The organism is Pseudomonas sp. SK3(2021) (assembly GCF_016772375.1).
GTDB classification, from domain to species: Bacteria; Pseudomonadota; Gammaproteobacteria; order Pseudomonadales; family Pseudomonadaceae; genus Aquipseudomonas; species Aquipseudomonas chlororaphis_I.
The window spans coordinates 5,955,056-5,978,546 of sequence record NZ_CP061943.1; the positions used below are offsets into that span (position 1 = coordinate 5,955,056).

Genomic DNA, 23,491 nt, shown 5'->3' on the forward strand with positions numbered 1-23,491 from the left:
GATGTATCTGTTCCGTCTAGCCATGGCCAGCCTGGCTAACCGCCGCTTCACCGCGATCCTCACCGCCTTCGCCATCTCCCTGTCGGTCTGCCTGCTGCTGGCGGTCGAACGGGTGCGCACCGAAGCCCGCGCCAGCTTCGCCAGCACCATCAGCGGCACCGACCTGATCGTCGGCGCCCGCTCCGGTTCGGTGAACCTGCTGCTGTACTCGGTGTTCCGCATCGGCAACGCCACCAACAACATTCGCTGGGACAGCTTCGAACACTTCGCGGGTAGCCCGAAAGTGAAATGGGCGATCCCGATTTCCCTCGGCGACTCCCATCGCGGCTACCGGGTGATGGGCACCACCGAGGCCTACTTCGAGCACTACCAATACGGCCACCAGCAGAACCTGCAACTGGCCAGCGGCCGCGAGTTCGCCAGCGATCCGTTCGAAGTGGTGCTCGGCGCCGAAGTCGCCGAGGCCCTGCATTACAAGCTCGGCGACAAGCTGGTGCTGGCCCACGGCGTGGCGGCCATCAGCCTGGTCAAGCACGACGACAAACCCTTCACCGTGGTCGGCATCCTCAAGCGCACCGGCACCCCGGTGGACCGCACGCTGCACATCAGCCTCGGCGGCATGGAGGCAATCCACATCGACTGGCACAACGGCGTGCCCGCCCAGGGCAACGGCCGTATCAGCGCCGACCAGGCGCGCAACATGGACCTGACGCCGCAAGCGATCACCGCCTTCATGCTCGGCCTGAACAGCAAGATCGCCACCTTCGCCGTGCAGCGCGAGATCAACGAATACCGCGGCGAACCGATGCTGGCGATCCTCCCCGGGGTCGCCCTGCAGGAGCTGTGGAGCCTGATGGGCACCGCGGAAAAGGCCTTGTTCGTGGTGTCGTTGTTCGTGGTGTTGACCGGTCTGATCGGCATGCTCACAGCGATCCTCACCAGCCTCAACGAGCGCCGCCGGGAGATGGCGATCCTGCGTTCGGTCGGTGCCCGCCCCTGGCATATCGCGACCTTGCTGGTGCTGGAAGCCTTCGCCCTGGCGCTGTTCGGCGTGCTCGCCGGGCTGGGCCTGCTGTACCTGGGCATCGCCCTGGCCCAGGGCTATGTGCAGTCGGCCTACGGCCTGTACCTGCCGCTGGCCTGGCCGAGCGAGTATGAGTGGACGCTGCTCGGCGCTATCCTGATCGCCGCCCTGCTGATGGGCAGCGTGCCGGCCTGGCGCGCCTACCGACAATCGCTGGCCGATGGCCTGTCCATCCGTTTATGAGGTCTCAAGTCATGAGGAGCTCCGGCATGCCCCGTGCCCTGCTTGCACTGTTGATGCTGGTCGCCCTGCCGCTATGGGCCGCCGAACCCCGGGACCTGGCCTGGTCGGAAATGATCCCGCCAGACGCGCCGGCGGAAGTGCCGAACATGAAGCCGCTGCACGACCTGTCGCAGATGAGCGACGCCCTGGCCGCCGAGTCCGCCCCGGCGGCCAGGCAGGAGATGCCCAACGCCCCGGTGGTGCAGAGCCTGGACGGCCTGTCGGTGCGCCTGCCCGGCTACATAGTGCCGCTGGAAGTCGGTGAGGAAGGCCGCACCACGGAGTTTCTGCTGGTGCCGTATTTCGGCGCCTGCATCCACGTGCCGCCACCGCCGTCGAATCAGATCGTGCACGTGAAAAGCGCAGTCGGCGTGAAGCTCGACGAGCTGTATCAGCCGTACTGGATCGAGGGGCCGATGCAGGTCAAGGCGTCCACCAGCGAAATCGCCGACGCGGGTTACCAGATGGAGGCGCAGAAGATCTACGTGTACGAATTGCAGGAGTGAACCCGCGTTTTTCGCAGTGCCATTCATGACCTCATCGCAAGCAAACCGGCCCCCACACTGCAGCACAGTTCCCTGTAGCCGCATGTTTGCTCGCGATCAGTTCTGGAGCCTACACAGCGCCCGCAGTTCCCCTGCTTCGACGCTGATCCGGTTTTCATTGAGCTGAGTCAAAGCCTGCTCCTTGACGATCCTTACCATTGGACCTAGCCAATTTGAACCGTCCTTTGGAGCTCCCATGCACAAGTCCCTGCTCAGCGCCTCCCTGTTCGCGCTCGCGCTCGCCGCCCCGATCGCCCACGCCCACGAAGCGGGCGACATCATCGTTCGCGCCGGTGCCATCACCGTCAATCCGAAAGCCGACAGCGGCGACGTCAAGGTCGACCGCGGCCCGTTGGCCGGCGCCAACCTCGGCGGCAAGGCGACCATGAGCAGCGACACCCAGCTGGGCCTGAACTTCGCCTACATGCTGACCAACAACGTCGGTATCGAACTGCTCGCAGCCACCCCGTTCGAACATGACGTGAAGCTCAAGGGCACCGCGCTGGACGCCGCCAACGGCAAGCTCGGTACCCTCAAGCACCTGCCGCCGACCCTGAGCGTCGTGTACTACCCGCTGGACCACAAGGCCGCCTTCCAGCCTTACGTCGGTGCCGGCATCAACTACACCTGGATCTATGACGAGCACGTCGGCAGCCGCGCCAGCGCCGCCGGTTTCGATAATTTCCGGGCAAAGAACTCCTGGGGCCTGGCCTGGCAGGTCGGTGCCGACTACATGCTGACCGACAACGTGATGATCAACGCCCAGGTACGTTACGTGGACATCGACACCACCGCCTACGTGAACAACAACGCAGTCGCCGGCGGTACCCGGGCCAAGGTCGACGTAGACGTCGATCCATGGGTCTACATGGTCGGCCTGGGCTACAAGTTCTAAATCGGCCAGACAAAAAAAGGCGCCTGCAAAGGCTAATGCCGATCAGTTAAGCCCTTCTGCTTGACCTTTGGCCGCAAGAAATCAAAATCCGATGCCTGAATAGGCATCGGATTTTTTTATGCGTCTGGCTCGGGCACTGGAACTGACCCACAACATCGTCTCAACCCCCAATTCGCTTGAGGGATTGGACTCGTTGCTTGACCCCTCTCTGGTCGAGCAGGCCCTGGAACAGGCTGGTGTGGCCACTCTGCGCAAGCGCCGTTTGCCCTTGGAGATGATGCTTTGGTGCGTCATCTCCATGGCGTTTTTTCGGCGCATGTCGGCGTGGGATGTGGTCAGTCGCATGAACATCATGCTGCCTGGGCAACGTCCGCTGGTCGCGCCCAGCGCCGTAGTCCAGGCCCGTCGGCGATTGGGCAGCGAGGCCGTACGACAAGTCTTCGATCTGACACAGAAAAGCTGGCATGAAGCGGCCGGCCATCCGACCTGGGCCGGGTTGCGTTTGCTGGGGGTCGATGGCGTCGTCTGGCGAACGCCCGATACACCCGAAAACCGTGCGCGTTACGACTCCGCCAGCAATCAACATGGCGATACCGGTTTTCCTCAGGTACGCATGGTTTGCCAAATGGAGCTGACCAGTCATTTGTTGATCGGCAGTGCCTTTGACGGCTATCGCAGCAACGAAATGAAGCTGGCAGAGCAACTGATCGACACCACGCCGGATCACTCGCTGACGCTGTTCGATCGCGGTTTTTACTCCCTGGGGTTGCTGCATCAGTGGCAACAGGCCGGCACCGAGCGGCATTGGCTGATGCCGTTACGCAAAGGGGCGCAGTACGAAGTGATTCAGCGGTTGGGCCGTCAGGATGCGGTGGTCTCGTTAAACACTTCGCCGCAGGCCCGCAAGCAATGGCCGGGATTGCCGGAGCGCCTGACTGCAAGGCTCCTGAGCAAAACCGTCAAGGGCAAGGTCTGTCAGATTTTGACGTCAATGGCCGACCCGCTGCGCTTCCCATCCGATGAAATCGTCGACCTGTACAGCCATCGCTGGGAGATCGAATTAGGGTTCAGGGAGATGAAACAGACACTGCTCAACAGCAGCTACACGCTGCGTAGCAAGACGCCCGAGATGATCGAACAAGAGTTGTGGGGTGTGTTGCTGGGCTACAACCTGTTGCGTTATCAGATGGTGGAAATGAGCCGCCATTGTCCGGGCATCCATCCGTGCGAACTGAGCTTCACCGCCTGCACCTGGGCGATCCTGGGGTTTATCAACGGGGTTTCTGCGGATCGCTCAGGGAACATCCCCAAATATCTCGCCGAATTGCATGCCTCGACCCCGCACTATGTCTTGCCACATCGCCGGGAAGAGCGTGCTTATCCACGGGCCATCCGGCTCAAATCGCCGAAGTATCCGATCAAAAATAAAAATGCCAGTCAGCTTAACTGACTGGCATTAGCCTGCAAAGGCGCCTTTTTTCATCGCTGGAGAAAGCTCAGAGGCCCAGCAAGCGTGCCAGCCCGACGCTCATCGGGGTCGGTTCGGGGAACTTGAAGCGTTGCAACAGGCGCTGGTTGTTCGCCCGCGAATGGCGAATGTCCCCCGAACGCGCCGGGCCGTAGCTGATCGGCGGCAACTGCCCCACCACCTCGCCCAGGGCCTCGAGCAACTGCTTGAGGGTGGTGGCCTGGTTCAGGCCGACATTCACCGCGCCGACTTCCAGCCGCGGCATTTCCAGGGACTGCACCAACACGTCCACCAGGTCTTCGACATACATGAAATCGCGGGTCTGCTCGCCATCGCCGAATACGGTGATCGGCAGGCCTTTCTGCGCGCGCTCGCAAAAGATGCTGATGACCCCGGAATACGGCGAGGACGGATCCTGGCGCGGCCCGAAGATGTTGAAGAAGCGGAAGATCGCCGGCTCCAGGCCATGCTGGCGGCGATAGAAATCAAGGTAGTACTCGCTGGCCAGCTTGTCCGACGCATAGGGCGTCAGCGGTGCCTTGGGCGTGTCTTCGTCGATCGATTCGCCCTCGCCATTGTTGCCATAGACCGCCGCGCTGGAGGCAAACAGCACGCGCTTGACGCCGGCCTGGCGCATGGCCTCACAGACGTTGAGGGTGCCGATGAAGTTGCTCTGGTGGGTACGCACCGGGTCGTCCACCGAAGCCTGTACCGAAGCGACTGCGGCCAGGTGTGCCACCGCCCGGCAGCCGCTCATCGCCCGCGCCACCAGGGCCGCATCGGCGACGTCGCCTTCGATCAGTTCGACCCGCGGGTTGTCCAGCGGCAGGTTGCTGGGTTTACCAGTGGACAGATCGTCGAGGATCCGCACCGAGTAGCCCTTGGCGAGCAAAGCGTCGGTCAGGTGCGAACCGATGAAACCGGCACCGCCAGTGATCAGAATTGGGCCATCAGCCATGACGATAAAACCTATCCAGTAGAGCCGGGAGTCCCGCGCGCCAGGCGCGTGGCTTGATCCCGAAGGTGTGCAGAATTTTCTTGCAGGCCAGCACCGCGTGCTGCGGTTCTTCGGCGGCGTCCGGCCGGGCGGCGTGGGCCTGGGCGGTCGGGGCCTCGATGGCCAGCGGATGCAGGCTGCGGGCCTCGGTGAGGATCGCCTGGCCCAGCGCCAGCAGCGTGGTCGCCTCATGGCCAGCGTAGTGGTAGGTGCCCCACAGCGGCGCGGCGCAATCGAGTTGCTTGAGTACGGAAATGATCACCCGGGCAGCATCGTCCACCGGTGTCGGGTTGCCCCGGCGGTCGTCGGCCAGCAGCAGCTCTTCGGGCTGCTCGGCACGGGCCAGGAAACGCCCCAGGGTGCCTTCGGCGCTGTCATCCAGCAGCCAGCCGAAACGCAGCAGCACATGCTGCGGGCAAGTGGCGCGCACATTCTGCTCGATCCGCCACAAGGCCTGGCCACGCAGGCCCAGCGGTACCGGTTCGTCCTTTTCGCTGTAGGCAGTGGCCCGCGAACCGTCGAACACGCGGTAGCTGGAAGGCTGCAGAAGAATGATGTTGTGATGCTGGCACAGCTCGGAAAGCCGCTCGACCGCCCGCTCCTGGCTAGCCAGGCGTGCCTCGGGGACACTCTCCGCCTGGAACCAGTCGAAGTAGTACGCAAGGTTGATCAAGGCATCCGGACGGGTGTCGTCGAGCAGTTGCGTCAGGCTCGCGGCATCCCAGCCGTCTTGCGGCGGACGGGGGGCGAGGAAACCGATGTCTTCCTCTGCACCGAGGCGAATCAGCGCCTGCCCAAGGGCATTTCCGCCGCCCAGTAACATAAGGCGCATTCGCATAGAGTCAGCAGGCCCAATCTGTTCGGAACGATGGTTTGAAGCGGCCAGACCCGGGGTTTGGCCATGAATATTGCTCAGAATCGTTGCATTTTGCGGGTTTCCGGCGCAATCGTCACTGAGAAAGTGCAGCGCCGTCGGTCATACCGTCCCTCTGTAGCCGCTGCCGAGCCCCGCGAGGCTGCGATCGGCAACGCAGTTGCCGCAAACCCTGAGTCCGCGATCTGTCTGGAAAATCGCATTGGCTGGTTTTACGAGCGCTACGTCGGAATGCCGCCCAGCTCGATCGCAGCCTGCGGCAGCGGCTACAGAGCACGTGGCGTCCGTGTAGCCACTGACGAGACAGCCTTGCAACTTCGCCCCGGCGGTCGCATAACGTTGTGCATGAACCTTCCCCAGATCCCCGCCGACGCCCTGCCGGGTTTCCACCCCGCGGTCAGCGCCTGGTTCAACAGCTGCTTCCCCGCGGCGACTACTGCCCAGGCCCGGGCCTGGCCGTTGATCCGCCAGCGCCGCTCGACCCTGATCGCCGCGCCCACCGGCTCGGGCAAGACCCTGACCGCCTTCCTCGCGGTGATCGACGAGCTGGTGCACCGTGGCCTGGAAAATGGTGGCACGCTGCCGGAACAGACGCTGGTGGTGTACGTCTCGCCGCTCAAGGCCTTGAGCAACGATATCCAGATCAACCTGCAGGATCCGCTGGCCGGGATTACCCAACAGCTCGAACGCATGGGCCTGCCGCAATTGCGCATCAGCACCGCGGTGCGCACCGGCGACACCCCGCAAAAAGACCGCAGTGCCATGCGCAAGAGCGCGCCGCATATCCTGGTGACCACCCCTGAATCGCTGTATGTGCTGCTGGGCTCGACCTCTGGCCGGCAGATGCTCGCCAGCACGCGCACGGTGATAGTCGACGAAATCCACGCCATCGCCGCCAGCAAGCGCGGCAGCCACCTGGCGTTGAGCCTGGAGCGCCTGCAAGCGCTGTGCGGCGAGCCGCTGATGCGGATCGGCCTGTCGGCCACGCAGAAGCCCATCGAAGCGGTATCGCGTTTCCTGGTCGGTCATGAGCGCCCCTGCGAGATCGTCGACATCGGCCACGCCCGGCCCCGGGACCTGGCCATCGAAGTGCCGCCCGTGCCGCTGTCGGCGGTCATGGCCAACGATGTCTGGGAGCGGGTCTACGAGCGCATCGCCGAACTGGCGCGGGAACACCGCACCACCCTGGTGTTCGTCAACACCCGGCGCCTGGCCGAGCGCCTGAGCCGCCACCTGAGCGAGCGCCTGGGCAAGGATGCGGTAGCCGCCCACCACGGCAGCCTGGCCAAGGAGTTTCGCCTGGACGCCGAACAGCGCCTCAAGCGCGGCGATTTGCAGGTGCTGATCGCCACCGCCTCGCTGGAGCTGGGCATCGATATCGGCGATGTCGACCTGGTGTGCCAGGTCGGCTCGCCGCGCTCGATCTCGGCTTTCCTGCAAAGGGTCGGGCGCTCCGGGCACCAGGTCGGCGGCACGCCCAAGGGCCGGCTGTTCGCCCTGACCCGCGACGACCTGATCGAATGCGCCGCCCTGCTCGACTGCGTGCACCGCGGCGAACTCGACACCCTGCAGATCCCCAGGGCGCCGCTGGATGTGCTGGCGCAGCAGATCGTCGCCGAAGTCAGCAACCAGGAATGGCAGGAGCAGCCGCTGCTGGCAATGATCCGCCGCGCCTCGCCCTACAGCGACCTCGACGAAGGGCATTTCCAGGCGCTGCTGCGCATGCTCGCCGAGGGCTACAACGGGCGCCAGGGCATTCGCAGTGCTTATCTGCATCGCGATGCCGTCAACCGTAGCCTGCGCGGCCGCCGGGGCAGCCAACTGACGGCGGTGACCAGCGGCGGCACCATCCCCGACAACGCCGACTACGCCGTGCTGCTGGAGCCCCAGGCGCTGAATATCGGCAGCGTCAACGAAGACTTCGCGGTGGAAAGCATCGCCGGCGATGTGTTCCAACTGGGCAATACCTCTTACCGCATCCTGCGGGTGGAAACCGGCCGGGTACGGGTCGAGGACGCCCACGGCCAGCCGCCGACCATCCCGTTCTGGCTTGGCGAAGCCCCGGGGCGCAGCACCGAGCTGTCGTTTGCCGTGGCGCGCCTGCTGGCCCGGCTCGACGCACTGCTCGGCGCCACGCCCGGCCACTTGCAACCGGCCCTCGACTGGCTGGGCGACAGCCTTGGCCTGGACGCCGCCAGCGCCGGACAACTGGTCGACTACCTGGCCCGCGCACGCCAGAGCCTGGGCGCGCTGCCGTCCCAGGACACGCTGATCATGGAGCGCTTTTTCGATGAGTCCGGCGGTACCCAACTGATCATCCACACGCCGTTCGGCAGCCGGATCAATCGCGCCTGGGGCCTGGCGCTGCGCAAGCGCTTCTGCCGCACCTTCAACTTCGAATTGCAGGCCGCCGCCAGCGAAGACGCCATCGTGCTGTCGCTGTCCACCAGCCACAGTTTCGAACTCGATGAAGTCTGGCGTTACTTGCACAGCAACAGTGCCGAACACATCCTGGTCCAGGCCGTGCTGGATGCACCGCTGTTCGGCGTGCGCTGGCGCTGGAATGCCGGCGTGGCCCTGGCGCTGCCGCGCTTTGTCGGCGGGCGCAAGGTGGCGCCGCAGATCCAGCGGATGAAAAGCGAAGACCTGATCGCCAGTGTGTTTCCCGACCAGATCGCCTGCCTGGAAAACCTCGCCGGCGAACGGCAGATTCCCGACCACCCGCTGGTGGAGCAGACCCTGAACGACTGCCTGCACGAAGCCATGGACAGCGAGGGCTGGCTGAAGCTGTTGCGGCGCATGGAACGCGGCGAGCTGCGCCTGATCTGCCGCGACCTGCCGGCGCCCTCGCCCCTGGCCGCGGAAATTCTCAGCGCCCGGCCTTACACCTTCCTCGACGATGCGCCTTTGGAGGAGCGGCGGACCCAGGCCGTGCTCAGCCGCCGCTGGAGCGACCCGGAATCCAGCGACGACCTTGGCGCCCTGGATGCCGAGGCCATCCAGTCGGTGCGCGAGGAAGCCTGGCCCGCCCCCGGCAACCCGGATGAAATGCATGAAGCGCTGATGAGCCTGGCCTGCATCGGCGAGCACGAGGCCCAGGCCAACCCGCGGTGGACCGATTGGCTGCAAGCCCTGGCGGACAGTGGGCGCGCCAGCCGGTTGCGGATCGGCGGCGGGCAGGCCCTGTGGCTGGCCGTCGAGCGCCTGGGTTGCCTGCGGGCGATTTATCCACAGGCGCCGCTGCAACCGGTCCTCGCGGCTCCGCCCGGCTTCGACGAGCACTGGCAGCGCGATGAAGCGCTGGTGGAGGCGATTCGAGCCCGGCTCAGTGGCTTCGGCCCCTTGCCACTGGAGAGCATCGCCGCGCCCCTGGGCCTGAGCGCCGGCGAGGTCGCCCAGGCTCTGGCGCAACTGGAAAGCGAAGGTTATGTGCTGCGCGGCCGCTTCAGCCCCGGCGAGGCCCGGGAGGAGTGGTGCGAACGGCATCTGCTGGCACGGATTCATCGCTACACCGTCAAACGCCTGCGCCGGGAAATCGAACCGGTGGCGCTGCAGGATCTGATGCGCTTTCTGTTCGACTGGCAGCACCTGTCCAGCGCCACCCAGGGCCAGGGCAGCGCCATGCTGGCGCAGACGGTCGCCCAGTTCGAAGGCTATGCCGCCGCGGCCGGCGCCTGGGACAGCGACCTGCTGCCGGCGCGGATCAAGGATTACTCCGCCACCTGGCTGGATGAGCTGTGCCGCAACGGCAAGGTGGTCTGGAGCCGGCTCAGCGCCCCGCATAAAACCGCCGGCGCGACCCTGCGCAACACGCCGATCGTGTTGCTGCCCCGCAGCCAGGTCGCGCTGTGGAGCGGGTTGGGCGCGCAGCCCGACAGCAGCGAGCTGTCGCCCAAGGCACAGAAGGTCCATGAAGCCCTGAGCCAGCACGGCGCCTTGTTCTTCGATGAGTTACAGCATGAAGCCCATGTCCTGCGCACCGAACTGGAGATCGCCCTGCAGGAACTGGTGGCCGCCGGGCTGGTGAACGCCGACAGTTTTGCCGGCCTGCGCGCCTTGATCACCCCGGCCAGCAAGCGCCAGGCCCGCGGCAGCCGGCGCGGGCGCGGAGCACTGGTCGGTGGCATGGACGATGCGGGGCGCTGGGCTCTGCTACGGCGTCCATCGCAGGTACTGGAGGGTGTCGGCAGCCATGCGCGGGCAATGCCAGCGGCGACCCTCGAACATATCGCCATGACCCTGTTGCGACGTTATGGCGTGGTGTTCTGGCGCCTGTTGGAGCGCGAGGCCGACTGGCTACCGAGCTGGCGCGAACTGCTGCGCACCTTCCATCGGCTGGAGGCCCGCGGCGAAATCCGTGGCGGGCGTTTTGTCAGTGGCCTGGCCGGCGAGCAGTTCGCCCTGCCCGAGGCCATCGCCCTGTTGCGCGAAGTTCGCCGGCGCCCGCTGGATGGCAGCCTGATCGCGGTGTGTGGCGTCGATCCGCTGAACCTTGCCGGCACCTTGCTGCCCGGGCAGAAGGTCCCGGCCCTGGCCGGCAACCGGCTGGTGTACCGCGACGGCCTGCCCGCCGCCGCCGAGATCGCCGGCAAACAGCATTTCTGGCTGGACCTCGAGCCGCAGACCAGCCTTGAGCTGCGGACCCGGTTGATTCGCCACTGACGCCTGAGCGCGATCAGGCTGGTGCATCGCGCCGCGCCTATCGCGAGCAAGCTTCGCTTCTACAGAAGCCTGGCCATTCGATATTTGCCCACAGGTCAAATATCAAATACCGAAACCGCTATTTTTCCGCACGAGTCAAATCCGGACACTGCGCTCCATCATCCCTTCCACCGGAGTTGCAGCCATGCCCATTGCCTTGCTCGCGCTGACCCTGAGCGCCTTCGCCATCGGGACGACTGAGTTCGTCATCGTTGGCCTGTTACCCACCATCGGCGCCGACCTCGGCGTCAGCCTGCCGTCCGCCGGGCTGCTGGTCAGCCTCTACGCCCTGGGCGTCGCTGTCGGCGCGCCGGTGCTCACCGCGCTGACCGGCAAGGTCCCGCGCAAACTGTTGCTGCTGTCGCTGATGGTGCTGTTCACCCTCGGCAACCTGCTGGCCTGGCAAGCGCCCAGCTATGAATCCCTGGTCCTGGCGCGAATCGTCACCGGCCTGGCCCATGGCGTGTTCTTCTCCATCGGCTCGACCATCGCCACCAGCCTGGTGCCCAAGGAAAAAGCCGCCAGCGCGATTGCCATCATGTTCACTGGCCTGACCGTGGCCCTGGTCACCGGCGTGCCGCTGGGGACCTTTATCGGCCAGCATTTCGGCTGGCGCGAAACCTTCCTCGCCGTGTCCGCGCTGGGGGTGATCGCCTTTATCGGCAGCCTGATCTACGTGCCGAAAAACATCGCCCACAGCAAACCGGCATCCCTGCTGCAACAACTGCAAGTGCTGAAACAACCGCGCCTGCTGCTGGTGTACGCCATGACCGCGGTAGGCTACGGCGGCTCGTTCATCGCCTTCACCTTTCTCGCGCCGATTCTCCAGGACATTTCCGGCTTCAGCGCCAGCACCGTCAGCCTGGTGCTGCTGGTCTATGGCATCTCGGTCGCCGTGGGCAACATCTGGGGCGGCAAGCTGGCGGACAAGCGCGGCCCGATCAGCGCCTTGAAGATCATCTTCGCCCTGCTGGCCGGCGTGCTGTTGCTGCTCACCTTCACCGCCGGCAACCCTTGGCTGGCACTGGCCACCGTGCTGGTGTGGGGTGCCGTGGCCTTCGGCAACGTGCCGGGCCTGCAGGTCTACGTGGTACGCCAGGCCGAACGCCACACCCCGCAGGCGGTGGACGTGGCCTCGGGCCTGAACATTGCTGCCTTCAACCTTGGCATTGCCGGCGGCGCCTGGGGTGGCGGCCTGATCGTCGCCCATCTGGGGCTGATCCACACCGCCTGGATCGGCGGCCTGGTGGTACTGGGCGCCCTGGCCCTGACCGCCTGGAGCGGGCGCCTGGATCGCCTCGGCCCGGTGTACGCCGAGCCGGCCGAGGGGACGAGCCGGGTGGTGGTCGGGCACTGAGCCCGCCAGCAGGCCCGCCCCGAAAAACGCAGCCCTGGCCGGCGAATGCCGATCAGTCAAGGATGATAGTGGCGCCACTGCAGGAGCGAGCTTGCTCGCGATGGACCTGAGAGCGCCGCGTTCATCCACTCGACGCGCATTATCGTTAACGTCCATCGCGAGCAAGCTCGCTCCTACAGGATGAAAAGTGCCGTCCGTAGGAAGGTCGAAACTTTCCCGCCAGCCGGGCAGTCATCAAAAGACAAAGGCAGTTCGAAGACCCTAGGACGGGAGCGGACATGGCGGCGATTCATATCGGTATTTCCGGCTGGCGCTACAAGCCCTGGCGGGGAGACTTCTACCCCGAGGGGCTGACGCAGAAGCGCGAGCTGCAATTTGCCTCGCGCGCAGTCAACAGCATCGAAATCAATGGTTCGTTCTACGCGCTGCAGACCCCTGAGCGTTATGCCGACTGGTATGCCGATACGCCCAGGGACTTCGTGTTCAGCGTCAAGGCACCGCGCTACATCACCCATATCCTGCAGCTGCGGGATGTACACAAGCCGATCGCCAACTTCTTCGCCTCGGGCGTCTTGGAACTCAAGAACAAGCTCGGACCTATCCTGTGGCAGTTTCCACCCAGCTTTCAGTTCGACGCCGAGCTGTTCGGCGCCTTTCTTGAGCAACTGCCCGCCGATACCGAACAGGCCGCCGCCCTCGCCCGCCAGCACGAACCACGCCTCAACGGCCAGACCAGCACCAAGGCCTACGGCAAAAAAGCCATGCGTCATGCCGTGGAAATCCGCCATGCAAGCTTTGTTGTGCCCGAATTCACCCACCTGCTGCGCCAGTACGGCGTGGCGCTGGTGGTGGCCGACACCGCCGGCAAGTGGCCCTATTGCGAGGACCTGACCGGCGATTTCGTCTACCTGCGGCTGCACGGCGACAAGGAGCTGTACGCCAGTGGCTATACGCCCCAGGCCCTGAAGCGCTGGGGCGACCGGATCGAAGCCTGGCACAGCGGCAAACAACCCGCCGATGCCCGGTTGATCGACGCCCGCCACCCGCCCAGGGCGCGCAAGAGCCGGGAGGTGTTCTGCTATTTCGACAATGACCTGAAGGTCCGTGCGCCCTTCGATGCCCGTCGGTTGCTGCAGCGCTTCGGGCTCGACAAGGCTCTGGCGACGGTGCCTGGCGAACCCGCCCCGCCAGGGGTGCTGCCATGAGCCATGACGAGTCGGCCAACAACCCGGTGCCGCCCGCGTTCGGGCTTGCCGTCGCGCGCCGCTTCACGCTGCTGACGGTGAACACCCACAAGGGCTTCACCGCCCTGAACCGGCGCTTCATCCTGCCCGAACTGCGCGAGGCGGTGCGCAGCGTGGCCGCCGACGTGGTGTTCCTGCAGGAGGTGCACGGCGCCCACGACCAGCACCCGCAGCGCTACAACAACTGGCCGAGCATGCCGCAATACGAGTTCCTCGCCGACAGCATCTGGCCGCAGTTCGCCTATGGACGCAATGCGGTGTACCCGGCAGGCGACCACGGCAATGCGCTGCTCTCGAAATTCCAGATCATTCGCTACGACAACCTCGACATCTCGCTGTCCGGGCACGAGAGCCGCGGCCTGCTGCATTGCGTGCTGCGCCTGCCCGGCGATGCCCTGGAAGTGCATGCCATCTGCGTGCATCTGGGGTTGCGCGAAAGCCACCGCCAGCAACAACTGGACCTGCTGCTGCAACTGATCGCCGAGCTTCCCGCCGACGCGCCCTTGATCGTCGCCGGCGACTTCAACGACTGGCGGCTACGCGCCGATGCGCGGCTTGCCCCCAGCGGTTTGCAGGAGGCCTTTGTCAGCCAGCAGGGCAAGCCGGCGCGCAGCTTCCCCGCGCGCCTGCCGCTGCTGCGGCTGGACCGAATCTACCTGCGTCACCTGAAGGTCCACCGGGTCCAGGTACTGGCCTCCCATCCCTGGTCCCATCTCTCCGATCACGCGCCGCTGTCGGTCGAGGTCGAGCTATGAACGACATGCCCCTGGAAAAAACCACGGTGGACAGCCTGCCCGATGCCGGGCTGGCCCACGAGCCGCCACGGACGGACCTCGAATATGGCTGGCACAGCAACAACCGGGTGGTGCTGCTGGAAAATGGCGAAGCCTATTTCCCCCGGGTGTTCGAAGTGCTGCGCCAGGCGCAGCACGAGATCCTGCTGGAGACCTTCATCCTTTTCGAGGACAAGGTCGGCCACGAGCTGCACCGTATCCTGATCGAGGCCGCCCAGCGTGGCGTACGGGTCATCGTCAGCCTGGACGGCTTCGGTTGCGGCGAATTGAGCCCCGAATTCCTTGCCGCCATGAGCAACGCCGGGGTGCGCTTGCAGATATTCGACCCGGCGCAGCCGATTCTCGGGGTGCGCACCAACTGGTTCCGCCGCCTGCATCGCAAGATAGTGGTGGTCGACGGCAGCATCGCCTTTGTCGGCGGGATCAACTTCTCCGCCGATCACCTGGCCGATTTCGGTCCCCAGGCCAAGCAGGATTACTCGGTAGAGATCCAGGGGCCGGCGGTGGTGGATATCCATCATTTCGCCCTGAGCCAGGGCGACCGCCCGGCCCGCGCCCGCTACTGGTGGCAACGCCGCCGGCAGCGCCGCGCGCAGCTGGCTTTGACCGACCATGACGGCCAGGTGCGCCTGGTCTATCGCGACAACCGCCTGCACCGCAGCGATATCGAAGAGGTCTACCGCCAGGTGCTGCGTGGAGCCCGGCAACGGGTGGTGATCGCCAATGCCTACTTCTTCCCCGGCTACCGGCTGCTGCGCGAGATCCGCAACGCTGCGCGCCGTGGTGTCGAGGTACGGCTGATTCTGCAAGGCGAGCCGGACATGCTGGTGGCCAGGCTGGCGGCACGCACGCTCTATGACTACCTGCTCAAGGATGGCGTGACCATCTACGAATATTGCGAACGGCCGCTGCACGGCAAGGTGGCGCTGGTGGACGACGACTGGAGCACCGTGGGTTCAAGCAACCTCGACCCGCTGAGCCTGTCGCTGAACCTGGAAGCCAATGTGCTGATCCGCGACCGGGCCTTCAATCACGACCTGTTCGAGCGCCTCGACCGGCTCAGCCGCGACCACTGCCAGGCCATGCCGGCCAAGGGCTCCGGGCGTGGCCGCCTGTGGCGCCTGACCGTGGGGTTCCTGGTGTTTCACATCCTGCGTCACTTTCCGGCCTGGGCCGGCTGGCTGCCCGCCCACAAGCCGCAATTGAAGCCCTTCGGCCAGGCCGCCACCCAGCGGGAGTTGCCCCGTGAGCCGCACTGACGCCCATGGCTCGACACCCGCCGCATCGCACTCCCGGTCGCGCTGGCAACGCCTGAAGAAACCGCTGACCATCGCCTTCTTCCTGCTGTTGATCGTGCTGTTCACCCTGCTGGCCCGACGCATCGACTGGAGCGAAGTGCTCAGCACCCTGGCCGACTTCAAGGTGCGCACCCTGGCCATCGCCGCAGGCCTGACCCTGGCCAGTTTCCTGGTCTACGCCTGCTTCGACCTGATCGGTCGCACCTACATCCGGCAGAACCTCGGCTGGCGGCAGATCCTGCCGGTGGGGTTCATCAGCTACGCGTTCAACCTCAACCTCAGCACCTGGGTCGGCGGGATCGCCATGCGCTACCGGCTGTATTCCAGGCTCGGGGTAAGCACCGGCAACATCGCCAAGATCCTCGGCCTGAGCCTGGCCACCAACTGGTTCGGCTACATGGCCGTGGCCGGCACGGTATTCGCCAGTGGCCTGATGAAGTTGCCGCCCGGCTGGCAGCTCAGCAACGGCGCGTTGCAGGGGCTGGGAGTCCTGCTGCTGGTGCTGGCCGCGGGTTACCTGGCGGCCTGTCGGTTTTCCCGGCGGCGCAAGTGGTCGATACGCGGGGTCGAGATCAATTTGCCCTCGTTGCCCATGGCCCTGCTGCAACTGGCCCTGGGCGCGCTCAACTGGTCGCTGATGGCGGCGGTGATCTTCACCCTGCTGCCCGGCAAGCTCGATTACCCGGTGGTGCTCGGGGTGCTGCTGATCAGCAGTATCGCCGGGGTCATTACCCATATTCCGGCGGGGCTCGGGGTGTTGGAGGCGGTGTTTATCGCCCTGCTGCAACATGAGGTGTCCCGCGGCAGCCTGCTGGCCGGGTTGATCGCCTACCGGGCGATCTACTTCATCCTGCCGCTGCTGATCGCGCTGCTGATGTACCTGCTGCTAGAGGCCAGGGCCAAGGTGTTGCGCGTGGAGAAAAAGCCGCGCAAAGGCAACTGACGCTAACGGACAAACGCGCGCATCCTCTCCAGGAGCAAGCGTACGCTCCATTCAACCAGCGCTCCCGACTATCGCGACTGAATGATGCTCAACCGTTCTCCCACCACCATTTCCGTGATCCAGTCCACCAGGATCGAGGTGTAGGCCTGCTGCGACACGGGGTCGCTCAGGGCATGATCGGCGCCGTCGATGATCCGGTGGGTCATGGAATGGGTCTGCTGGCAGGCCGCGCGGTAGCTCATGATGGTGGCGTGCGGCACATGCTCGTCGGTCTCCGATTCCACCAACAGCACATCGCCGGTGAACGCCGCGCAGGCATGCAGCGCCCGGTTGCTGTCCATGCGCACCAGGCTGCTGCGGTAATCCAGCAGGTCGGCCTTGTCCAGGTCGCGCTTGGGGCTGTTCCAGGCTTCGTCCCGGTACAGCGCCGGAACCCGCAGCGCCAGCCAGCGCACCGGTCGCAGCGAGGTCAGGATGCTCGCCAGGTAGCCACCGTAACTGGTGCCCACCACGGCGATCGCCGAGGTATCGAGGGCCGGATGGGCCAACAGGCGGTCATAGGCCGCCAACAGGTCGCGCAGGTTGTCTTCGCGGGTCACGCGGTTCAGCGGGATGCCGCTGCCGGCGTGGCCCCGCAGGTCGAAGGTCAGGCACACGCAGCCCAGCCCGGCGATGCCCCGGGCGCGCTCCAGGTCGCGCTCCTGGCTCCCGCCCCAGCCGTGGACAAACAGTACGCCGGGGACTTTCGACCTGGGACTGAGGAAGGTCCCGCTCATCTGCTCGTCATCGATGTCGATTTGAATGCTTTCGCTTCTAGCCGTCATAGGATTTGACCGTTACATATTTGAGAAGAAAGTCACCACGCTCCGCGGGCCCGCGATAGACCTCGATGGCATCGACCGGCAAGGGCCGGTCGACATAGGTTTCCACCGCGGACACACGAATCACGCGCATACCCGGATGGTTGATAAAGGCCTGCAAAGCCACCACTTCGGCGCTGCTGGCACCGCCCATGCGCCACGACTGCTCGAGTACGCCGCTGCGCTGCCGGCCTTCGGCGTCCAGCCCCTGGGCGATGTCATAGTTGCGTCGCGAGGCGAAAAAGCGCGGATAGGCCTCATCGGCGGCGGCGTCGAAAACCCGGGCCTGCTGCACTGCCAGGCGCGCTTCCGGCGGCAGTTGCAGCGCCAGTAACTCAGGGTAGCCACCCTGCACCACCAACAGCTCGGAGCCACCGTAGACCTGCTCGCCGCCGGAATCCTCGGTCAGGTATTGCTGGCCGCAGTAACTGAGGACATGGCCGGCGATAAAGGACTGGCCAACGCTGCGGGTGACCACCTGTTGCAGATCCTGCTCCAGCACCACGCCGTCATTGAACTGCCGGGCGACGTCCGGTTGCGTCAGCAGCTCGTCGAAGTGCTCCAGGCTCGCGATCACCCGCTGGCCACGACCGGCGCAGGCATGGATCGGCTTCATGCGGATCGGCCCGCTGTAAAGCAAATGGCTGGCCGCTGGCCGGGCGTCATTCAGGGAAAACACGCTCAGGCCGTCCAGCACCACATTGCGCACCCGCTGGGAGAACAACGGCGCCCAGCCCGGCGGGGCCACGGCATTCTTGTTCAACAGGCCATGGGTGATGGCCTTGGTGCAGATAAAGTCATGCTCGACATACCCGCCCCACAGGTCGTCCGGCCCCCTGACCCGCAATTGCCGGGCTGCGGCGGGGCCGACGATGGTCTGCGTCGGCACCAGGTACAGCTCGCCCTGCCCATGCACGAGCGGGTCGTAGTCACCGGCGAATTCCAGCCCGAGGATTTGCGCCAGCCAGCGGGCCAGCGCGCGATTGGTCTCCACGACATGCTGCGAGGCACCAGGGTGGACCGAGTGCGCGACCAGCCGCTTCTTGCGTTGCGTCGGGGTCATGCGTCCCCCTTACGTGTGATGAATGCACAAGGAAGGGTGCAGGGATCACGCCAAGGCCCGGGGGGAGTCGAATACCCCCTGGATAAGCGCTCTATGCCATCGCCGCTGGCATTTGGCCTGTTTTATTTTGCACGATCGGCCGGCGCCGCCCGGTATTTTGCACGACCCGCGGGGTCAACCCTGCCCCGCCCGCGCCAGCGGTGTCGGCGGCGTCACGCCGAAACGCGCGCGATATTCGCTGGGTGCCAGCCCGGTGATCTTCTTGAAGGTGGCGCGGAACGCCCCCGGGTCCTGGTAACCGACCGTCCAGGCGATATGGTCGATGGTGCCGTTGGTGAACTCGAGCATTTCCCGGGCCTTGCCCACCCGCAAGTGCTGGCAATACTCAGTGGGCTTGAGCCCGGTGGCGGCCCGAAAGCGCCGCAGGAAGGTGCGCTCCTCCAGCCCGGCCTGCTGCGCCATGACGGCGAGGGAAACGTCCACTGCGCCATTACCCTGCAGCCAGTGCTGCACCTTGAGGATCGCCGCATCGCCGTGGCCGAGGATCGGCGCGAAGTTACTGCCGCACTGGCTGGCGCTGTCGCTGTGCTCGATCACCAAAAAACGCGCGGTGCCACTGGCGATGCTCGGGCCCAGCAGGCGGTCGACCATACGCAGCCCGAGCTCGGACCACGCCATCAGGCCGGCGGTGGTGATCAGGTCGCCATCGTCGACGATCGGCTTGTCGGCGTTCAGGTGGATGTTCGGGTAGCGCTCGGCGAACTGCTTCGCCGAAGTCCAGTGAGTGGTGGCGCTGCGACCGTCGAGCAGGCCGCTTTCGGCCAGCAGGATCGAACCGACACAGACCCCGCCCAGGGTCGCGCCATTGGCATGCTGCTGGCACAGCCAGTGGGTCAGCGCCTGCGGTGCCTGCGCCTGGGAAAAACCGGCCACCGAGGGTGGGATCAACACCGCCAGCAACGAACCCTCGGCACCTGGATGGCTGTCGTACACCCGTACGGGTACCTGGTCGACCTGCGCCTGCCAGTGGCTGATGCGCAACAGCGGCAACTGCGTGCTGCGTTGTTCGGCGGCGATACGGTTGGCGACCCCGAACAGGTCGGTCAAGCCATGCACCGCGGCCATCTGTGCCCCGGGATAGATCAGCACGCCCAGTTCGGCGACTGCGCTTTCCATACCCATTGTCAGTTTTCCCCCTTCTATTGTCGGTGCGGCCAATCCTCGACCGGCCCGCCGGGGTCAATACTGGACTCCACAGCCAACCACTACTTCAGAGGACACACCCATGGCCAAGCAAGCACTCATCGTAGTCGATATCCAGAACGACTACTTCCCCAACGGCAAGTGGCCCCTGGTGGGTGTCGAAGCCGCCGCCGACAACGCTGCGCGGCTGATCCAGGCCTTCCGTGACAGCGGCCGGCAGGTGGTGCATATCCGCCACGAATTCACCTCCGAGAGCGCGCCCTTCTTCACCCCCGGCTCCAGCGGCGCGCAACTGCACCCCAAGGTCAGCAACCGCGCCGACGAGCCGGTGGTGCTCAAGCACTTCGTCAATTCGTTCCGCGAAACCGAGCTCGAAGCTATCCTCGACCAGCACGACATCGAGCAACTGGTGGTGGTCGGCAGCATGAGCCACATGTGCATCGACGGCGTCACCCGCGCCGCCGCCGACCTGGGTTATGGCGTCACGGTGATCCACGACGCCTGTGCCACCCGCGACCTCGAATTCAATGGCGTGGTGGTGCCGGCGGCCCAGGTGCATGCCGCCTTCATGTCGGCCCTGGGATTCGCCTACGCCAGCGTGGTGTCCACCGATGAGTTTCTGGCGGGCAGCCGCTGATTCTGTCAGGCCGCCTGCACCAGGGCTGGCAAAGCCAGGCTTCCCCCCGGCTTCACTGTAGGGCCACACAGCGTTCACTCGCTGTGCGGCCTTTTGGGGTTATCTTCCAGCGAACGCTCTCTGGCGATTATCACCGTTGACGTAACAATACCCCCGGGCCTGAGTTGCCTTTCACCTCAGGCACGGAAGATGCTGGCCAACATGCAATAAAAAAGACGGCGAAAATCCCCCTCGGCACAGGTGATCCGACGAAATACCTGTGGCAGTGAGGCGCAAAAAAAAATGCCTCATGCGTCGCCAAGTTAATGATTACAGTCATCAAATTTGCCTACCCTCGAAGCGGTGGAATCATCTTAATATCAGTCCAGATCATTCCTACCCGAGTCCTGGATCCAATTTCTCTTGACACCCTAAATAGTCGAAGCTATTCATAACCTCCACATCATGGAAATGATGAATAGCTGGTTTTTACACTAATAAGAAAGGATTCGTCGATGAGCTTTAACCCCTGAACTGCCTTATCTATTTTCGCTATCCCTGACAGGATTATTTATTCACTAAATAATTCCGCAGCGGTCATGACGCGATTCTTTGGCAATATATCCAACAGCGATAAACAGCACGACTCATGCCCTTCTGAACCGGCATATCGTGCTTTATCCGGCGTGGCGGGTTTACTCATCCCTGAAACTATTACTTCTTCAAGGAGATCGATAGTGAAATTGGAAAGTGCCGTACCCCGTGAACTCGCAATCGATATTATTGAGGACCTTACTGGCGGATCCATATGGGATACATGGCTGGATAGCGACTCGCTGAATCAACTGGTTAACCATCCGCTGCTCCTGGCCATGCAAGAGGGGAATGTCTCCTTAAAAGGCATGCGCTTTTTCCTGGTACAACATCATCACTACTCTCGCAACTTCACCCGCTTTCTCTGCGCCATAATCAACCGGCTTGAGAGCCTGGATGACATCAGGCACCTGATGGAGAACATGCAGGAGGAAATGGGGATCGACGGCGTGGGCAAAGTGACTCATGCAGAGCTGTTCCAGAGAACCCTGCGCGCCACCGGAACCCATGCCATGGCCGAAAAGGCCTTGCCGCAAACCCAGGACTTCACTCAGGCTGTCATGGAGTTCTGTCGCTCCGAAAACGCCATCGAGGGTCTCGCGGCCCTGTGCATGGGTGCCGAAGCGATCGTGCCGCTGATCTACAGGCCCGTCCTGCAGGCCCTGGAGCGCCTGAATGTCAGCGAGGAAGGCCTGGAGTTCTTCCGTGTACACATCGAAGAGGATGAAGACCACGCGATCACGATGCTGGGCATCCTGGAACAGCTGGTCCAGTGTTCCCCTGGAGCAAGACTCCTGGCCAAGGACATCGGGCGTCAGATCATTCTCAAGCGCTGCACAATGTTCGATGCCATCTGGCAGAAGGTCGGCCAGGAACCTGCGCACTCTCATGATGAGCAGCCCGCACAGCCGGACAAACTCACCTGGTTGAATGCCGTGACCACTGTTCCTATCCAGCTGCCGCGCCGCTTGTTGCATGTTGCAGTCGAGGGCGAGCGTGGCGCGCCACGAGCCACGCCAATATCGAGCCAGAAAAGCAGTGTCGTGGATTTGCCGGTGCAAACAATGCGCATGAGCCTGGAACAACTCGCTCCCAGCGTACAAACCCGCCTGCACAGACATAACTACGAAACCGTCATTTATGTTCTAAGCGGAAGTGGTGCCACTTACATTGAAGAGAAAGTTCTTCACTGGGAAGCCGGCGACGCAATCTATGTGCCCGCCTGGGCCGGGCACTACCATGTCAGCGACCATCAGCAAACAGTCTCATATATCGCTTGCGAGAACTCTCCGCTATTGGCCAGCCAGGGAAAAATCGTCATTCGCGAAGAGCTCTGAACCGACACCTGCATGCCGTAGCTCACCGCCATTCAATCTCACTACCTGGATTTAAGTGAAGTTAATTCCACTGGAAGGATATTGACGTGAATAACTTAATTGCCGAAGCGGCCTCACTAATCAGTGAAGACCCCGCCGATACTTTTTTCAATCACGAGTCCGCAGTCAGAAGTTACTGTCGAAAGTTCCCAGCCATTTTCGCCACCGCGCGCAATTCGATATTGACCGATATCAATGGCACTTCGTACATCGACTTTCTGTCCGGGGCGGGTTCATTGAACTATGGACATAACAATCCAATGATCAAGGAGGTATTACTGGAGTACTTGCGAAGCGACGGTATTACCCATTCCCTGGACTTGCACACCAGCGCCAAGAAAACCTTCATCGAGGCATTCAACCGGGTCATCCTGGCCCCCAGAGCACTGAACTACCGCCTTCAATTCACCGGCCCGACCGGCGCCAATGCTATCGAAGCAGCGATGAAACTCGCCCGTAAAGTCACCGGCAGAACCAACATCGTCGCCTTCAGCAATGCGTTTCATGGCATGTCCCTGGGAGCCCTCGCCGCATCGGCCCGAAGCGCCAAGCGTGCCGCGGCCGGTGTTTCGTTGCCGGATATCACCCGGATGCCCTACGAAGGATTTCTCGGCCAGCAGGTGGACAGCCTGAGCGTGCTGGAAAACATGTTGACCACACCCGGATCGGGGATCGACCTGCCGGCCGCGTTCATCGTCGAATCGGTGCAAGCCGAAGGAGGTGTAAACGTTGCCAGCCCCCAATGGCTGCGAGGTCTCGCCCAACTGGCCAGCCGCCACGGCATTCTGCTGATCGTCGATGACATTCAGGCCGGATGCGGGCGAACCGGGACTTTCTTCAGCTTCGAGAGGGCGGGCATCCAGCCCGATCTCGTCTGCCTGGCCAAGTCCATTTCCGGCTATGGCTTACCCATGTCCCTGGTACTGATCAAGCCCGAGCTGGACCTTTGGCAGCCTGGAGAGCACAACGGCACCTTCCGTGGCAACAACCTGGCGTTCATCGCCGCCACCCAGGCGCTGCGCTACTGGCAGGACCGCGACTTCATGGACGCCCTGGGCCAGCGTTCGAAACAGATCGCCGACACCCTTGCACACTGGCAAGAGACCTGGCCCCAACTGATCAAGGCTGTCCGCGGACTGGGAATGATCTGGGGAATCGAGCTGCCCGATGCCCCCACCACCCAGCAGGTCAGTGCCCAGGCCTATGCCGGCGGACTGATCGTCGAAACCTGCGGCGCGCAGGACAACGTCATCAAACTGCTCCCTCCGCTCACCATCGACCCACAGTCCCTCGACAAAGGGCTCGCCCAATTGGGCCGCGCCCTGAGTAGCGCTGCAAAAAAATAATCGTCCAAGCC

The 23,491-nt window shown here is 63.8% G+C and carries 18 protein-coding genes; 13 read left to right on the forward strand and 5 right to left on the reverse strand.

Going from position 1 to position 23,491, the window contains the following annotated elements; translation table 11 throughout:
* Position 1 precedes the first annotated feature (1 nt).
* From IF690_RS26465 to IF690_RS26480, 4 genes are all read left to right on the forward strand, one after another.
* Positions 2-1,267, forward strand: coding sequence for an ABC transporter permease (locus IF690_RS26465; RefSeq protein WP_202698064.1), 1,266 nt, complete (start codon positions 2-4; stop codon positions 1,265-1,267).
* Between the two features lie 26 nt (positions 1,268-1,293).
* Positions 1,294-1,812 carry a DUF3299 domain-containing protein gene (locus tag IF690_RS26470; RefSeq protein ID WP_202698065.1) on the forward strand — a complete coding sequence of 173 codons (519 nt, stop codon included), beginning with the start codon at positions 1,294-1,296 and terminating at the stop codon, positions 1,810-1,812.
* 235 nt (positions 1,813-2,047) lie between these two features.
* Entirely contained in the window at positions 2,048-2,746 is a 699-nt protein-coding gene (locus IF690_RS26475) for an OmpW/AlkL family protein (RefSeq protein WP_087092695.1), read from the forward strand.
* A 118-nt stretch (positions 2,747-2,864) separates the two neighbouring features.
* On the forward strand, positions 2,865-4,196 hold the full coding sequence (locus tag IF690_RS26480; RefSeq protein ID WP_202696895.1) for an IS4 family transposase: 1,332 nt from the start codon (positions 2,865-2,867) through the stop codon (positions 4,194-4,196).
* 46 nt (positions 4,197-4,242) lie between these two features.
* On the opposite strand, the gene pgnE is transcribed toward IF690_RS26480, so the two are convergent.
* Positions 4,243-5,172 carry a UDP-N-acetylglucosamine epimerase PgnE gene (pgnE, locus tag IF690_RS26485; RefSeq protein ID WP_202698066.1) on the reverse strand — a complete coding sequence of 310 codons (930 nt, stop codon included), beginning with the start codon at positions 5,170-5,172 and terminating at the stop codon, positions 4,243-4,245.
* Positions 5,165-6,049: a sugar nucleotide-binding protein gene (locus IF690_RS26490; RefSeq protein ID WP_202698067.1), complete on the reverse strand. Its 885-nt coding sequence runs from the start codon at positions 6,047-6,049 to the stop codon at positions 5,165-5,167. The genes pgnE and IF690_RS26490 overlap by 8 nt, the downstream gene beginning before the upstream one ends.
* 381 nt (positions 6,050-6,430) lie before the next feature.
* Between IF690_RS26490 and IF690_RS26495 the strand changes: the two genes are divergently transcribed.
* The 6 genes from IF690_RS26495 to IF690_RS26520 all read left to right on the forward strand — a co-directional run bounded on the left by IF690_RS26495 (position 6,431) and on the right by IF690_RS26520 (position 16,422).
* Positions 6,431-10,747 carry a DEAD/DEAH box helicase gene (locus IF690_RS26495; RefSeq protein ID WP_202698068.1) on the forward strand — a complete coding sequence of 1,439 codons (4,317 nt, stop codon included), beginning with the start codon at positions 6,431-6,433 and terminating at the stop codon, positions 10,745-10,747.
* 184 nt (positions 10,748-10,931) lie between these two features.
* Positions 10,932-12,143 (forward strand): MFS transporter, encoded by a 1,212-nt coding sequence (locus IF690_RS26500; protein WP_202698069.1) that lies wholly within the window; start codon positions 10,932-10,934, stop codon positions 12,141-12,143.
* Positions 12,144-12,421: 278 nt separating this feature from the next.
* Positions 12,422-13,348 carry a DUF72 domain-containing protein gene (locus IF690_RS26505; RefSeq protein ID WP_202698070.1) on the forward strand — a complete coding sequence of 309 codons (927 nt, stop codon included), beginning with the start codon at positions 12,422-12,424 and terminating at the stop codon, positions 13,346-13,348.
* Entirely contained in the window at positions 13,345-14,142 is a 798-nt protein-coding gene (locus IF690_RS26510) for an endonuclease/exonuclease/phosphatase family protein (RefSeq protein WP_202698071.1), read from the forward strand. Before IF690_RS26505 ends, IF690_RS26510 begins: the two co-directional genes overlap by 4 nt.
* Positions 14,139-15,440: a cardiolipin synthase ClsB gene (clsB, locus tag IF690_RS26515; protein WP_202698072.1), complete on the forward strand. Its 1,302-nt coding sequence runs from the start codon at positions 14,139-14,141 to the stop codon at positions 15,438-15,440. The genes IF690_RS26510 and clsB overlap by 4 nt, the downstream gene beginning before the upstream one ends.
* Entirely contained in the window at positions 15,427-16,422 is a 996-nt protein-coding gene (locus IF690_RS26520; protein WP_202698073.1) for a lysylphosphatidylglycerol synthase domain-containing protein, read from the forward strand. Before clsB ends, IF690_RS26520 begins: the two co-directional genes overlap by 14 nt.
* A 68-nt stretch (positions 16,423-16,490) precedes the next feature.
* On the opposite strand, the gene IF690_RS26525 is transcribed toward IF690_RS26520, so the two are convergent.
* The 3 genes from IF690_RS26525 to IF690_RS26535 form a co-directional block, all read right to left on the reverse strand.
* Entirely contained in the window at positions 16,491-17,246 is a 756-nt protein-coding gene (locus IF690_RS26525) for an alpha/beta hydrolase family protein (protein WP_180922977.1), read from the reverse strand.
* Positions 17,236-18,345, reverse strand: coding sequence for a DUF3182 family protein (locus tag IF690_RS26530; protein ID WP_202698074.1), 1,110 nt, complete (start codon positions 18,343-18,345; stop codon positions 17,236-17,238). The genes IF690_RS26525 and IF690_RS26530 overlap by 11 nt, the downstream gene beginning before the upstream one ends.
* 174 nt (positions 18,346-18,519) lie before the next feature.
* On the reverse strand, positions 18,520-19,527 hold the full coding sequence (locus IF690_RS26535) for a GlxA family transcriptional regulator (protein ID WP_202698075.1): 1,008 nt from the start codon (positions 19,525-19,527) through the stop codon (positions 18,520-18,522).
* Between the two features lie 103 nt (positions 19,528-19,630).
* On the opposite strand from IF690_RS26535, the gene IF690_RS26540 reads away from it, so the two are divergent.
* From IF690_RS26540 to ectB, 3 genes are all read left to right on the forward strand, one after another.
* Positions 19,631-20,185, forward strand: a complete 555-nt coding sequence (locus IF690_RS26540) for a cysteine hydrolase family protein (RefSeq protein WP_202698076.1) — start codon at positions 19,631-19,633, stop codon at positions 20,183-20,185.
* Positions 20,186-20,901: 716 nt separating this feature from the next.
* Positions 20,902-22,095: an iron-containing redox enzyme family protein gene (locus IF690_RS26545; RefSeq protein ID WP_252189520.1), complete on the forward strand. Its 1,194-nt coding sequence runs from the start codon at positions 20,902-20,904 to the stop codon at positions 22,093-22,095.
* 86 nt (positions 22,096-22,181) lie between these two features.
* Positions 22,182-23,480, forward strand: a complete 1,299-nt coding sequence (ectB, locus tag IF690_RS26550; RefSeq protein ID WP_252189521.1) for a diaminobutyrate--2-oxoglutarate transaminase — start codon at positions 22,182-22,184, stop codon at positions 23,478-23,480.
* Positions 23,481-23,491 lie beyond the last annotated feature (11 nt).

Bases quoted from the DNA above. Each gene is read 5' to 3' on its own strand.
- IF690_RS26530 (WP_202698074.1), bottom strand. From the start codon at position 18,345: ATGACCCCGACGCAACGCAAGAAGCGGCTGGTCGCGCACTCGGTCCAC.
- IF690_RS26490 (WP_202698067.1), bottom strand. From the start codon at position 6,049: ATGCGAATGCGCCTTATGTTACTGGGCGGCGGAAATGCCCTTGGGCAG.
- IF690_RS26535 (WP_202698075.1), bottom strand. From the start codon at position 19,527: ATGGGTATGGAAAGCGCAGTCGCCGAACTGGGCGTGCTGATCTATCCC.
- IF690_RS26495 (WP_202698068.1), top strand. From the start codon at position 6,431: ATGAACCTTCCCCAGATCCCCGCCGACGCCCTGCCGGGTTTCCACCCC.
- IF690_RS26525 (WP_180922977.1), bottom strand. From the start codon at position 17,246: ATGACGGCTAGAAGCGAAAGCATTCAAATCGACATCGATGACGAGCAG.
- IF690_RS26480 (WP_202696895.1), top strand. From the start codon at position 2,865: ATGCGTCTGGCTCGGGCACTGGAACTGACCCACAACATCGTCTCAACC.
- IF690_RS26540 (WP_202698076.1), top strand. From the start codon at position 19,631: ATGGCCAAGCAAGCACTCATCGTAGTCGATATCCAGAACGACTACTTC.
- IF690_RS26470 (WP_202698065.1), top strand. From the start codon at position 1,294: ATGCCCCGTGCCCTGCTTGCACTGTTGATGCTGGTCGCCCTGCCGCTA.
- clsB (WP_202698072.1), top strand. From the start codon at position 14,139: ATGAACGACATGCCCCTGGAAAAAACCACGGTGGACAGCCTGCCCGAT.
- IF690_RS26475 (WP_087092695.1), top strand. From the start codon at position 2,048: ATGCACAAGTCCCTGCTCAGCGCCTCCCTGTTCGCGCTCGCGCTCGCC.
- IF690_RS26505 (WP_202698070.1), top strand. From the start codon at position 12,422: ATGGCGGCGATTCATATCGGTATTTCCGGCTGGCGCTACAAGCCCTGG.
- IF690_RS26500 (WP_202698069.1), top strand. From the start codon at position 10,932: ATGCCCATTGCCTTGCTCGCGCTGACCCTGAGCGCCTTCGCCATCGGG.
- pgnE (WP_202698066.1), bottom strand. From the start codon at position 5,172: ATGGCTGATGGCCCAATTCTGATCACTGGCGGTGCCGGTTTCATCGGT.
- IF690_RS26510 (WP_202698071.1), top strand. From the start codon at position 13,345: ATGAGCCATGACGAGTCGGCCAACAACCCGGTGCCGCCCGCGTTCGGG.
- IF690_RS26465 (WP_202698064.1), top strand. From the start codon at position 2: ATGTATCTGTTCCGTCTAGCCATGGCCAGCCTGGCTAACCGCCGCTTC.